Annotated in this window: 13 protein-coding genes and 1 pseudogene; 8 read left to right on the top strand and 6 right to left on the bottom strand. The window is 77.4% G+C overall.

Annotation, left to right across the window (positions count from 1 at the left end):
• Positions 1 to 93: 93 nt before the first annotated feature.
• Positions 94 to 624: a winged helix-turn-helix transcriptional regulator gene (locus ACWEO5_RS35435; RefSeq protein ID WP_344550513.1), complete on the bottom strand. Its 531-nt coding sequence runs from the start codon at positions 622 to 624 to the stop codon at positions 94 to 96.
• Between the two features lie 94 nt (positions 625 to 718).
• Here ACWEO5_RS35435 and ACWEO5_RS35440 point away from each other — a divergent pair.
• Positions 719 to 2,212: pseudogene (locus ACWEO5_RS35440) on the top strand (MFS transporter); the annotation flags it as partial.
• Positions 2,205 to 2,597: a DUF427 domain-containing protein gene (locus ACWEO5_RS35445; RefSeq protein ID WP_452166228.1), complete on the top strand. Its 393-nt coding sequence runs from the start codon at positions 2,205 to 2,207 to the stop codon at positions 2,595 to 2,597. The pseudogene ACWEO5_RS35440 and the gene ACWEO5_RS35445, both read left to right, overlap by 8 nt.
• Positions 2,598 to 2,764: 167 nt before the next feature.
• On the opposite strand, the gene ACWEO5_RS35450 is transcribed toward ACWEO5_RS35445, so the two are convergent.
• The gene (locus tag ACWEO5_RS35450) at positions 2,765 to 3,430 is read right to left on the bottom strand and encodes a TetR/AcrR family transcriptional regulator (RefSeq protein ID WP_452166229.1); all 666 of its coding nucleotides are present in this window, start codon (positions 3,428 to 3,430) and stop codon (positions 2,765 to 2,767) included.
• Positions 3,431 to 3,504: 74 nt separating this feature from the next.
• Between ACWEO5_RS35450 and ACWEO5_RS35455 the strand changes: the two genes are divergently transcribed.
• Positions 3,505 to 3,891, top strand: coding sequence for a nuclear transport factor 2 family protein (locus tag ACWEO5_RS35455; RefSeq protein ID WP_452166230.1), 387 nt, complete (start codon positions 3,505 to 3,507; stop codon positions 3,889 to 3,891).
• 181 nt (positions 3,892 to 4,072) lie between these two features.
• The gene (locus tag ACWEO5_RS35460; protein ID WP_452166231.1) at positions 4,073 to 4,261 is read left to right on the top strand and encodes a hypothetical protein; all 189 of its coding nucleotides are present in this window, start codon (positions 4,073 to 4,075) and stop codon (positions 4,259 to 4,261) included.
• An 80-nt stretch (positions 4,262 to 4,341) separates the two neighbouring features.
• Here ACWEO5_RS35460 and ACWEO5_RS35465 read toward each other — a convergent pair whose 3' ends face one another.
• A complete protein-coding gene (locus ACWEO5_RS35465; protein ID WP_452166232.1) occupies positions 4,342 to 4,956 on the bottom strand; it encodes a TetR/AcrR family transcriptional regulator in 615 nt (204 codons plus the stop codon).
• Between the two features lie 139 nt (positions 4,957 to 5,095).
• Between ACWEO5_RS35465 and ACWEO5_RS35470 the strand changes: the two genes are divergently transcribed.
• The 4 genes from ACWEO5_RS35470 to ACWEO5_RS35485 all read left to right on the top strand — a co-directional run bounded on the left by ACWEO5_RS35470 (position 5,096) and on the right by ACWEO5_RS35485 (position 8,259).
• Positions 5,096 to 5,887 (top strand): phosphatase PAP2 family protein, encoded by a 792-nt coding sequence (locus ACWEO5_RS35470; RefSeq protein WP_452166233.1) that lies wholly within the window; start codon positions 5,096 to 5,098, stop codon positions 5,885 to 5,887.
• 149 nt (positions 5,888 to 6,036) lie between these two features.
• Positions 6,037 to 6,420 carry a phage holin family protein gene (locus tag ACWEO5_RS35475; protein ID WP_452166234.1) on the top strand — a complete coding sequence of 128 codons (384 nt, stop codon included), beginning with the start codon at positions 6,037 to 6,039 and terminating at the stop codon, positions 6,418 to 6,420.
• A gap of 92 nt (positions 6,421 to 6,512) precedes the next feature.
• Entirely contained in the window at positions 6,513 to 7,553 is a 1,041-nt protein-coding gene (locus ACWEO5_RS35480) for a PP2C family protein-serine/threonine phosphatase (RefSeq protein ID WP_452166235.1), read from the top strand.
• 136 nt (positions 7,554 to 7,689) lie between these two features.
• Positions 7,690 to 8,259: a dihydrofolate reductase family protein gene (locus ACWEO5_RS35485; protein WP_452166236.1), complete on the top strand. Its 570-nt coding sequence runs from the start codon at positions 7,690 to 7,692 to the stop codon at positions 8,257 to 8,259.
• Here the strand turns inward: ACWEO5_RS35485 and ACWEO5_RS35490 are convergent.
• The 3 genes from ACWEO5_RS35490 to ACWEO5_RS35500 form a co-directional block, all read right to left on the bottom strand.
• Entirely contained in the window at positions 8,246 to 9,118 is an 873-nt protein-coding gene (locus ACWEO5_RS35490; RefSeq protein ID WP_452166237.1) for a hypothetical protein, read from the bottom strand. The two genes, ACWEO5_RS35485 and ACWEO5_RS35490, sit on opposite strands and share 14 nt — an antisense overlap.
• Positions 9,119 to 9,149: 31 nt before the next feature.
• Entirely contained in the window at positions 9,150 to 11,297 is a 2,148-nt protein-coding gene (locus ACWEO5_RS35495) for a protein kinase domain-containing protein (protein ID WP_452166238.1), read from the bottom strand.
• A partial coding sequence (locus tag ACWEO5_RS35500; RefSeq protein WP_452166239.1) for an outer membrane protein assembly factor BamB family protein occupies positions 11,294 to 12,445 on the bottom strand: 1,152 nt, incomplete at its 5' end. The genes ACWEO5_RS35495 and ACWEO5_RS35500, both read right to left, overlap by 4 nt.

Here is a 12,445-nt window from a genome sequence, read left to right on the forward strand (position 1 = left end):
CTCCCCCCATGTGGTGGTCCCTGTGGCGGGCGGTGGGGGCGCGGCTCGCTGGCCGGCCCGGCGGGGTCCCCGGGGGGGGGCGGCGCCGCTGGGTCAGCCGTCGGAGGAGACCGGGGTCAGCAGCCGGTGCGGCCTGGCCAGGGCGAGCGAGATCGGGTCCCGCCGGAGCCGCTCGTCGGTGCCGGGGCCGGGCCGCATCGTGATGTCCGCGGGCGGGACCGGGCGGTCGCAGGAGGGGCAGTGGCCCGTCCGGTCCAGCCGGGTGCCGCAGGCGGTGTGGCCGAAGAGGGTCCGCGGCCCGCCGGTCGAGGCGTTCCGCTCGCCCCACTGGGCCAGCCCGTAGATCGGCTCCCAGAGTTCGAGGCCGGCGTCGGTCAGGAAGTAGCCGTACCGCACGGGGGAGCGCTGGTAGGGCTCCTTGTGCAGGACGCCCGAGGCCACCAGCGCCTGGAGCCGTGAGGTCAGCACGGCGCGCGGGATGTCGAGGTGGGCGAGGAAGTCGTTGAACCGGTGCACGCCGTAGAAGGCGTCACGGACGATCAGCATGCTCCAGCGCTCGCCGACCACCTCCAGGGCGCGCGCGAGTGAGCAGTCCTGCTGTGCGTAGTCGGTTCCCAGCGCCATGCGGCCCAGTCTAGCCCAAGGTTCCTTCACCGAACCCGGCGTGATAGATTCGTTCAGGTTCAATGAACAGACCTGACCCTGCCCCTCCCAGCCGAGGACGGCCATGAATCCCAGCCCGCCTCCCGCAGCCCGCCGCCCCGCCACCACCCTGCTGATCGCCGCCTTCGGCACGCTCCTCGTCCTGATCGACTACACCTCCCCGCTGACCACCCTGTCGCCCACCGCGGCCGACCTCGGTCTCGGGTCCTCCGCCCAGACCTGGGTCCTCACCGGCACCCTGGTCGGCCTGGCCGCGCTGCTGCTCACCATGGGCAGCGCCGCCGACGACTACGGCCGCAAGCGGGTGTTCGGCGCCGGGGCCGTCCTGCTGCTGGTCTCCACCGCCCTCTCCGCGGCGGCGCCCGGTCCGGCCGTGTTCCTGGCCGGGCGGGTCCTCCAGGGCTGCGCGGCCGCCGCGATCCTCGCCCCCACGCTCGGCCTGATCGGCCACGTGTACCCGCCCGGTCCCGGACGGGTCCGGGCCCTCGGCATGTGGGGCGCCTCGGTCGGCCTCGGCATCGCCGCCGGCCCGATCTACGCCGCCCTGCTGGAACGGGCCGGCGGCTGGCGGACGGTCTACTGGGTGCTCTCCGCGCTCTCCCTCCTCCTGGTGGTGCTGACCGCCCTCGGCCTGGAGGAGTCCCGCAACGACCGGCCGCGCAGGATCGACCTGCTCGGCGTGCTCACCCTCGCCGCCGGCGCGTCCTGCCTCATCGCCGGCCTCGCCGAGGGCAGGCACGGCTGGGGCCGCACCCCGGTGCTGCTCCTGCTCGGACTCGGGGTGGTGCTGCTCCTGCTCTTCGTGCTGGCGGAGGCCCGGGTCGCCGAACCCATGCTGGACCTCGCCCTGTTCCGCAGCCCCGGCTTCGTCGCCTCCAGCAGCGGGGCCCTCTTCACCGGCCTCGCCATCGTCGGCCTGATGAGCTACCTGCCGATGGCCCTGCAGAAGGCGCTGGGGGAGTCCCCGCTGACGGCGTCACTCGTGCTGGCGATCTGGTCCGGCCTGTCGGTGGTCTCCGCCCTCCAGGCCCGCAGGCTGGCCGGCCGGGTCCCCGCGACGACCCAGGTGGCCGGTTCGCTGCTGCTCTGCGGGATCGGCGAGGCCGCCCTCTTCGGGATGCGGCCGGACGGCTCCTGGGTCCACTTCGCCCCGGGGCTCGTCCTCGCCGGCATCGGCAGCGGAGTCCTGAACGCGGCGCTCGCCCGCCTCGCGGTCAGCAGCGTCCCGGCGGACCGGGCGGCGATGGGGTCGGGCGCCAACAACACGGCCCGCTACCTCGGCTCCGCACTCGGCGTCGCCGTGACGCTCGCCGTGGCCGGCCAGGCCACCTCGGACCGCGGGCCGCGCTACGCCCTCGCCGCCGGCACCGACCGCGCCGTGCTCGTGGCCGCGGCGCTGTGCGGCGTCGGAGCCGCGGTCGCGCTGTGGGCCCGGATCGCGGAGTCCCGCAGTACGGCGCCGGCGCCGCCGACACCGCCGCCGGCCGGGCCGTCCGCCGACGGCGCCGCGGTCGACGGCAGCCCGAGCGCGGCGGTGTCCCGTGGCTGACCTGCGACCGCTCCCCACGGGCACTCCCGCCGCTCAGGCCGCCCCCGGCGGGATCCTGCTGGAGCAGGGCCGGGGCCGCGTCACGGTCAGGTCCGGCGGGCTGCTGCTCGCCGACAGCCGCCGTCCGGTCGTCGTCCTGGAGGGCCACCACCCCGTCCGCTACTACCTGCCGCCCGAGGACGTCCACCGCGGGCTGCTCGTCCCCTCGTGGGAGAGCACGTACTGCCCCTACAAGGGCGCCGCCGTGCACTACGCGCTCGCTCCGGACGGCGGCGAGGCCGTCGCCTGGTCCTACCCCGAACCGCTGCCGGGGATGGAGGCGCTCGCGGGCCTGATCGCCTTCTACCAGGAGCGCGTCCAGCTGGCCGTCGAGCCCTCGGACTGACCCCGCGGGCCCCGCGTCCGGCCGCCCCCGCCGGGAGCGGCCGCCGGTCCCGGGTCGCGCGGTGGCGCCGGCGGCGGTCAGGGCCCCAGCCGGACACTCCGCAGCCGGGCCGGCGGCCGGCCCGGGGGTCGACTGACCGGCCGTCGGCCACTGCCCGCCGGTTCGGGTCAGTCCCCGGTGGGCCGCCCCCCGGCGGCCGGGGCGGGGGTGCCCACCAGCTTGTGCAGGAAGCGGTCGACCTGCTCCGCCAGCGGGGGCCAGGCCAGGTCGGGCCGGTCGACCCGCATCGAGACCGCCCCGTGCACGGCGGCCCGCAGGTCCAGCGCGACGGCGGCGGCGTCGTCCGGGGCGGCCAGCCCGGCGTCCATGCAGGCCCGCACGGCCGCGGTGGTGGCGCGCCCCAGCTCCTCCTGGAAGGGCGCCGCGGCGTGCTGGTTGAGGGCGCTCGCGTGCAGCACCCGGTAGAGCCCGGGGTGCTCGTGCGCCCACGCCCCGAGGACCAGGACCCGGCCGCGCAGCCGGGCCACCGGGTCGCCGGCGGCCGCCTCGGCCTCCCGCAGGGCGTCCAGCAGGGTCCGGTGGCAGTGCTCCAGCGCGGCCAGGACCAGCGCGTCCCGGTCGGGGAAGTGCAGGTAGACCGAGGTCGCGGCCACCCCGACCTCCCGGGCGACGGCCCGCAGCGAGAGCGCCTGGTCGTCGCCGAGCCCGTCGAGCATCCGCAGCGTCGCCGCGACGACCTCCGCGCGCAGGCGTTCGCCCTGGCCCCGGGGGTTGCGCCCGCGGGCGGGCCGGCTGCTCGGCGTCGGGGTTTCCACGGGGTCCGCTGCTTCCACGACGGGTGATTGTATCGGGCCCGCCATTGCCTTACAGTCGTAGCGCTACAGCTGTTCACTCATGAGGGGGAGACGTGTCGGACGCACGGCTGGAAGAGAACAAGCGGACGGTCCTGGCCTTCTACCGGGCCGCGATCGACGACAAGGACCACGCGGCCGCCGTCGCCCTGCTCGGCGACCGCTACGTCCAGCACAACCCGCGGATCGCCGACGGGGCGGAGGGCCTGCGGGAGTTCGTCGACACGCTCCGGGCGGACTTCCCGCACCTGCGGTCCGAGGTGAAGCGGATCTTCGCCGAGGGCGACCACGTGGTCGCCCACGTCCGGGGCGTCCGGGTGCCGGGCGGCCCGGCGACCGCGATCGTCGACGTCTTCCGGCTGGAGGACGGCCGGATCGTCGAGCACTGGGACGTCATGCAGCAGGTGCCCGAGGAGTCGCGCAACCCCAACGGCATGTTCTGACGCTCCGTCGCGGAGCGGCCCCGTCGCGGGGCCTCCCGTCGCAGGGTCGAGGGATCGCCGCGTCACCCGTGCTCACCTTCTACGCGCTGTCCCGCTCGCTGCACGCCGGGCGCCGCTGCCGCCGGCCCTGCCGGCCGCGCCGCTGCTGGTCGTCGCCGGCCAGACCCTGCGGTACCTCACCGTGCGCCGCTCCGACCAGTCGCTCCGCTCGCAGTTGGGCACCTGGGCGCTGACCCCGCTGGCGCTCGCCCGGTCCCGGGCGGTGCTCCGCCCGGTGCGCTGGTACGCCACCGCGACCTGCCTGCGCCCCGGCTGGGGCACCCGCCGCAACGGCCCCGAGGCCGCCCCGGCCCCGCGCCCCGCCCCCTGACGGCGGGTCCGACCGGGGCCGCCGCCCGGGCCGGAGCCGTCGAGCGAGCCGGGGGCCGCCGGTCAGGCCGCAGCTGCCGGTCAGGCCAGGCCGAGCGCGGGCAGGACGGCGGACTCCACGTAGCGGGTCAGGTAGTCCGCGTCGGCGGGCCGGCCCTCGATCAGCGGGCGGATCCGGGTCACCCCGAAGAGCATGCTCGGGACGAAGGCGAGGGCCGGGTGGTCGGCCGGGACCTCGCCGCGCTCCACCCCGCGCCGCAGCACCGCCTCCAGCGCCGCGACCTCGGGGGCCACCACCGTCTCGCGCACCGCGTCCCGCAGGTCGCTGTCGGTCATCACGGCGTAGCCGAGCGCCTGCAGCAGGCCGGTGTCCTGGTCCGACCAGGCCCCGGTGACCGCGGCCGCCAGGCGCAGGTCGCCGGCCAGCGAGCCGGTGTCGATCCCCGCGCAGCGCGGCTGCCGGTCGGCGCGCAGGGCGGCCGCGACGAACCGGGCCTTGCTGCCCCAGTGCCGGTAGAGGGTGGACTTGCCGCACCGGGTGCGGGCGGCCACGCCCTCCATGGTGACGGCCTGGTAGCCGTGGTTGCGGACCTCGTCGAGCACCGCCTCGAAGAACTCCCGCTCCCGCTCGGAACTGATCTTCGAACGGGCCGGGGCGGTGGTCGGTTCCGCGTCCTGGTCGGGCGGTCGCGTCACGGCTTCCCCCATGGTGTCGGCACGGTGGCGGGCGTCTGTACACTACCGAAACGTATCGATACGCGCCCGTATCGATACGTCGGCGTATCGGCACTCGCGGGCGGTCCCCGAGCGCGGTCCGCCAGTAAGGGGGGAAGGGTTGCCCGCTCGGACGGAACCCGCCACGACACCCGCCGCGGACATACCCAGGCCCCGGCTGCTCCGGGAACTCCTGCTCGTCCTCGGACTGTTCACGGTCTACAAATTCGGCCGGAGACTGGCCATCGGCCACACCGAGGCCGCCTTCCACAACGCGGACCGGGTCTGGGACCTGGAACGCGCCGTCCGCCTCCCCGGCGAGGGGGCCGTGCAGTCCCTGCTGCTGCACGACCACACCGTCGTCCAGGCGGCGAACGCCTACTACGCGACCGTCCACTTCCCGGCGACCGGGCTCTTCCTGGTCTGGCTCTACCTGTGCAGACCCGCCCACTACCTGTGGGCCCGCCGGGTGCTGGCCGCCGTCACCTCGGCCGCGCTGGTGCTGCCCTTCGTCTTCCCGCTGGCCCCGCCGCGGATGCTCACCGCCAGCGGACTGCTCGACACCGGCCGGCTCTACGGCCCCTCGGTCTACGGCCCGCCGACCACCGACCACCTCTCCAACCAGTACGCCGCGATGCCCTCGCTGCACTTCGGCTGGGCCCTGATGGTGGCGATCGGCCTGATCGCGGCCACCCGCTCGCGCTGGCGCTGGCTGTGGCTGCTGCACCCGCTGATCACCCTGACGGTGATCGTCGGCACGGCCAACCACTACTGGCTGGACTCGATCGCCGCCACCCTGATGTTCCTGATCGCCTTCGCCCTCCTCCCCGGCCCCGGCCGCACCGGCACCGACCTCCGCCGCCGCGGCCCGCACCGCGCCCGGCCACCCGTGGCCACCCCCGCCCACCCGTAGCCGCCCCGGTCGCCGCGCCGCGCCCCCGCCCCGGCCGCCGGGGAGCGGGCGCGCGGCGACCGGGCGATCCTGTGCACACCGGCGGTGAGCGCCGGGCCACGGGACGGGCGACCCGGTTCCGGGGCACGCCGAGCGAGAGGTCGGAGCCGATGGAACGGGTGAAGGGCGCACTGACGGCCCGGGCGGCCCCGGCAGCGGCGTTCCTGCCGGCCGCCCGGCTGCTCCCGGGCACGTCCCTGAAGGGCGGCCTGCGCGGCCCGCTCCGGACCACGCTGCTGTTCTCCCCGGTCGACCCGGTGCCGGGCGGCGTCCTCCGGACGGCCGCACACCCCCTGGCGGTGTGCTCGCTCGGACTCTTCCCGGTCGTCATCGACACGGCCACCCTCAAGGCCACCGCACCGATCACCTCCGACCCGGAGGTCCGCGGCGCGGCCACCGCGTTCCGGGCCGCCCTGGTGATGTCCGCGGTCACCCTCGCCACCCGGCTGCTCCGGCGCCGCCAGCGCGCCCGCCCCGTCGAGGCCGTCTCCTGACCCGCCCGCCGCAGCCGCCACCGTCCGGGAGCGGGCACACCGACGGCCGCCCCGGGGGCGGAGACCCGGACGGCGCCCCGGTCACCCGCGCGGTGGCGCTGGCCGCCGCCGTCCTGCTGTACGGGCTCGTGGTGGGCCTCCAGTACGGCACCGACGGCTGGCACCTGCCCTCCGTGCTGGTCGCGGTGCCCGCGGTCGTCGCGCTCGCCTTCGGACCGCCCGCGATCCTCGCCTCCGCGTTCCTCGCGGTCGCCACCCGCTGGGCGTTCACCCTCTCCGACCCCGGGCGCACCGGCGCCGCCGTCGGCACCACCCTGGTGATCCTCGGCATCGCCGCGCTCGGCTGCTTCGTGGTCCGCCGCCACGAACGCTCCGCGGCCCGCCTGGTCAGCGTCGCCACCGTCGCCGAGACCGCCCAGCGCGCCGTGCTGCGCCCCGTCCCGGCCACCGTCGGCGGGTTCCGGGCCGCCGCCAACTACCGGGCCGCCGCCCGCTACGCCCGGATCGGCGGGGACCTCTACGCCGTCGCGGACACCCCGGCCGGACTGCGCGCGCTGATCGGCGACGTCCGCGGCAAGGGCCTGGACGCGGTGGCCACCGCCGCCGTCGTGCTCGGCGCCTTCCACGAGGCCGTCCTGGACGCGCCCACCCTGGACGCCCTCGCCGACCGGCTCGACGCCAGCCTGCGCCGCCACCTCACCGACCCGGAGTCCTTCGTCACCGCGTTCCTCCTGGAGGCCGCGCCCGACGGCACCGCCCGCGGCCTCTCCTGCGGCCACCCCGCCGCCCTGCTGCTGCGCGGCACCGCGGTCCGCGAACTCCCCGCCCCGCCCGGCCTCCCGCTCGGCCTGCGCACCCCCGCGGCCGGCCCCGCACCGGCCCCCGCCACCCTGCTGCACCCCGGCGACACCCTGCTGCTGTACACCGACGGGATCAGCGAGGCCCGCGACCGCGACGGCGCGTTCTACCCGCTCCCGGACCGGCTGGCCGCCTGCGCCGGACTGTCCCCGCAGGCCCTGGTGGACCGGCTGCAGCAGGACGCCCACGACTTCGCCGGCGGCACCGACGACGACACGGCCCTGCTCGCCCTGAGCCGGGGCCCCGCCGCGCCGGACCCGCTGCGCAGCGCTTGAACGGGCGTGGCGTTCGAGGCCGGCGTCGACGACGCTCCCGCCGGCTGCCCGCTGCCGGCTGCCGGCTGCCGGTTCCCGGGCGCCACCGGGCTCCGGTGGGCGTACCGTCGGAGCCCGGTACCGAGGAGGGCTCCCGATGCACGACGTGACCTGTTCGATGACAGTCTCGCTCGACGGCTACATCACCGACCCGGACGGCGGCCTCGGCTGGGCGCCACCCGACGAGGAGGTCTTCCGGCTCGCCACCGACGAGGTCCGCAGGGTCGGCGTCCACCTGCTCGGCAGGCGGCTGTACGAGGCGATGCTGTACTGGGAGGACAACGAGCAGGATCCGCAACTCGGCTTCTCCACCCGGGAGTTCGCCGAGCTCTGGCGCGGGCTCCGGAAGGTGGTCTTCTCCCGGACCCTCCCGGCGGTGCGCGGCAACGCCCGGCTGGCCTCCGGCACGCTCGCCGACGAGGTCGCCCGGCTGCGGGCCGAGCCGGGGGACGGCGACATCGCGATCGGCGGCGCCGACCTCGCCGCCCAGGCGGCCGGACTGGACCTGATCGACGAGTACCGGCTGCGGACGTACCCCGTCCTCCTCGGCGGCGGCACCCCGCTCTTCCCCCGGGACGGACGGCGCAGGGACCTCGAACCCGTCGAGTCCCGCCCCCTCGCCGCGGGGGCCCGCTACCTGCGCTACCGGGTGCTCAGGGAGCGGTGAGCGTGCCCAGCGCGTCCTGGGCGAAGGCGACGGCGGCGGCCTCGGCGGGGTCCGGCGCGCCCTCGGCGGACGGGCCGGAGCCGGCCGCCGCCGAGTAGCCGACCGTGACCAGCGCGTTGCCCCGGAGCGCCGTCAGGGTGACCCGGCCGAAGTTGCCGTAGGCGACGTGCAGCACCGTCGCCCGGTCTCCGAGTCCGGGGACGGTCCGGTCGCCGGTGATCTTCCCGCCGGCGCCGGACGCGCTGGTCCGGTCGATGGTCACCGTCTGCTGGTAGACGCTCCCCGCCTGCGGGGACAGCAGCACGCCGACCTCCACCGTGGCGTAGCCGCTCCCGCCCGTCCAGGTGCCGCGCGCCGAGACCGTCCCGCCGACGGCCGGTGACGCCGTGCAGGTGGCGCCCTTGGCGTAGCGCTCGACCGTCTCCGGGCGCAGCAGCGCGCAGCCGTCGGCCAGTTCGGTGTAGAGCGCGGGGGCGGTGCTCGGGGCGGTCGGGGCGGGCGAGGACGACCCGCCGACGGCGGACGTCGCGGTGGACGGCGCGGCGGAGGCCGCGGCGGACGGCGCCGGGTCGGTCAGGTGGGCCAGCAGGCTCAGGGCGAGGGCCACGGCGCCGGCCCCGGCGGCCAGGCCGCCGAGCAGCCAGGTCCAGCGCCGGGCGGGACCGGCCGGGCGCAGGTCCGCCGGGTCGGGGAGGGTGGCCGGGGTGGGCTGCTCCGGCAGGACGCGGGTGGCCGCGGGGGGCGGCAGCGGCCGGGTGGTGGGAGGCGGCGGGGCCCCGGGCGTGGGCAGCAGCGGGAGGGTCGCGGGCGGGCCCGGCGGCAGCGGCCGGGTCGGCGGGGCGTCCTGGAAATCGGCCATGGCGTGGTGGACCTTTCGACTCGACGGCGGGTCAGCCGGCGGGCAGGTGGTAGGCGGTCAGCGTGCTCCCGTAGCCGACCAGCAGGGCCGTGTCCTGGAGCAGGACCTGCGGTTCGCCCGGCTGCCGGGCGAAGGACTGCCGCCACCGGGGGGCGCCGTCGGCCGCGCCGAGCGCCTGCAGGGTGGTCCCGCCGTCGGCGGCGGGCGCGGTGAGCAGGACCAGCCCCCCGGCGGCGCCCCGGACGGTGGCGCCACCGGGGGAGCGCCGGGTCCAGGTGGTGCGCCCGGTGCGCAGTTCGGTGCCGGACGCGCCCTGCGGCCCGCCCAGCACCAGGGTTCCGGCGGCGGCCGCGCTCCCGCTGAGGTAGCCGGGGCGCGGGCCGCCCCAGAGCCGGGTGCCCCCGGCGGCGTCGAGGGCCGCCGTGGCGACCTGCCCGTCCGGGACCGCCGCGCTGCCGGGCGGCAGGCAGGTGACCACGTCCTGGTGGAGGTCCAGCGAACCCAGGTAGGAGCCGGTGGCCGAGGTCGCGGCGGCCGGGGGCAGGCCGGTGGGCCGGGTCCAGCGGGCGGTGCCGTCCCGGCCGTCCAGCGCGGCGAGCTCCAGCTCCCGGGTCAGGGCGTACAGCCGGTCGCCGGTCGGCGGCACGTACAGGTCCTGGGCGTCGAGGGACCAGAGCTGCCGGCCGGTCGCGCGGTCGAGGGCGGCGAAGCGGAACATCCGGCTCGCGCTCTGCTCCAACCCGGCGAGCAGGGTCAGCACCAGCAGGTCGGCCGCGGCCGAGCCCTGGGGGCGGTAGGAGGTGCCCTGCGCCGGGCCGGTCCACAGCCGGTCGCCGCGGTCGGCGTCGTAGCCGTGCGGAGCGCCGTCCGGGCCGGTGACCAGCAGCAGGCCGGGGACCGGCAGGGCGATGGACTGCGCGCCCGGGACGGGGTCGGCCGAGCGCCAGAGCGTCCGGCCGTCCCGGGCGTCGCGGGCCCGCACGGCGCCGTCCGCGTCCACGGTCCACACCCGGTCGCCGTCGCCCACCGGGTGGGAACCGGCGGCCGCGGTGCTGCTCCACAGCGTCCGCCCGTCGGCGCGGGCGTAGCCGACCAGGCCGGTGCCGTCCGCGCAGACCACCGCCTGCGGGCCGCAGCCGAGCGGGGCCATGCCGGGGCGGGGGAGCGCGACCGACCAGCTCTTCGGGGGCGCCCCGGCGTCCGGGCCGGGCCACAGCGCCCGGGCGGCGCCCGCGGTGGCGGCGGTGCCGAGCAGGGCCGTGCCGAGGACGAGCAGGCGGCGCCGGGTGCCGTTCGGGTCCTTCAGCACCCGGGCCAGGTCCCGCTCGTGCCGGCGCACCGTCCGGTCCGCCCCGCCGAGCCAGCCGGCGCCGGCCGTCCAACCGGTGCCGACCGCCGGGCCGTACCGGAACGCCTCGGCGAGTTCGGCCGGGGCGGGCCGCCCGGCCGGGTCGCGGTGCAGGCAGCGCAGCAGCAGCCCGAGCAGTTCCGGCGGCACCCCGTCGAGGTCCGGCGGCTCCTCGGCGGCCCGGTAGATCAGCACCGCGGACGGCCCGTGGCCGAACGGCGGGCGGCCGGTGGCGGCGAAGGCCAGCACGGCGCCGAGGGAGAACAGGTCGCTGGCCGGGGTGAGCTCCCCGCCCGCCGCGTGCTCGGGGGACATGAACCCGGGCGTGCCGATGATCTCGCCGCTCGCGGTGGGCACCGCGTCGAGGGTCGGCTTGCTGATCCCGAAGTCGATGACCCGCGGGCCGTCCCGGGTGACCAGGATGTTCGAGGGCTTCAGGTCGCGGTGGATGATCCGGGCGCGGTGGATCGCGGCGAGCGCCTCCACCAGCCCCGCCCCCAGCACCTGCAGGGCAGGACCGGCGAGCGGACGGTGCCGGGACACCGCCTCGTGCAGCGACGGCCCGACGACGAACTCGGTCGCCAGCCAAGGCAGTTCGGCATCGGTGTCGGCGTCCACCACCGCCACCGTGTAGGCCCCGTTGACCGCCCGGGCCGCCGCCACCTCCTGGGCGAACCGGCGCCGGAACTCGGCGTCGGCCGCGTACTGCCGCTGCACGGTCTTCACCGCGACGGGGCGCCCGCTGTCGGTGACGGCCAGGTGGACGTCGCCCATGCCGCCCGCGCCGAGCCGCCGCAGCACCCGGTACGGGCCGATCCGCCGCACGCTCACGCCGCACCCGCCCGGAACGCGCGCAGCGTGGTCGCCGAGGCGCAGTACAGCGTCGCGCCGTCGGCCGCGGTGGTCCACCGGCCCTCGTCGGAGGGCGCCCGGGCCACCCAGCGGACCGCGCCGCCCGCCTGGTCCAGCACGGCCGCCGCGGACGACCCGTCCAGCAGCGGCACGGCGAAGAAGCCGTCGCCCGCCGACGGCGCCTGGAAGTCCATCCCCGTCCCGCCCGGGTCCGCGGCCCGCACGGTGGTGTGCCACAGCCCCTTGCCGGTGCCGACGTCCAGGCAGTACGCCGTGCCCCGGCTCCCGGAGAGCAGCAGCCGCCCGGCCCCGAGCGCGCAGCCGAAGACCGCCTGCGGGACGGCGGGCGCCGTCCAGCGCCGCTGCCCGGTCGCGGGGTCCAGGGCGGCCACCGCGGTCCCGCGGACCACGAGCAGCAGGTCGCCGGTGCGCAGCAGCCGGGAGGGCGTCCCGGTGTCCGGGGTGACGCCGGTGGCCTGCCAGCGGGACTCGCCGGTGCGCAGGTCCACCGCGTGCAGGGCCGCGCCGTCCTCGTAGTAGCAGCGGCCGTCGGCCACCAGGCCCATCGAACTGCCGGAACCGTCGAGCAGCGGCTCGTCGCTGCGGGCTGTGGCGACCGCCATGCTCCGGCCGATCTCCTGCTGCCAGCGCACCGCCCCGCTGTCCGGATCGACCCCGGCCACCGTCCCGCCGCCGGTGACGGAGGTCTGCCGGGCGAGCACCACCGTCCGGTCGTCCGCGCCGAAGACCCGCAGGCTCATCGCCGCCGCGTCGCGCTGGTCGGCGGGCACCGCGAGCGGACCCTGCCGGACCCGGCCCCCGCCGTCCAGCCGCAGCAGGTTCGCGAGCCGCCCGGACGTCCCGTACAGCACGCCGTCCTGCACCTGGACGCACTGGACGTCCGACCGGGAGGACCAAGCCCGGCCTCCGCTCGCCCCGTCGTAGCCGACCGCCTCCACACCCGCGCCCCACCACACCGGAGTGGCGCCGAGCAGGGACAGCCGGTGGCCCACCGTCACGCCGGTGACCGGGGTGCTCCACAGCGGGGCCGGGGCCCCGGCCGGCGTGCCGCCCGCGGCCTCCGCCCCCCACGCGTCCACCGCCCGCCCCACCGGCGCCGCGCCGTC

It is taken from the genome of Kitasatospora sp. NPDC004272 (genome assembly GCF_053603035.1).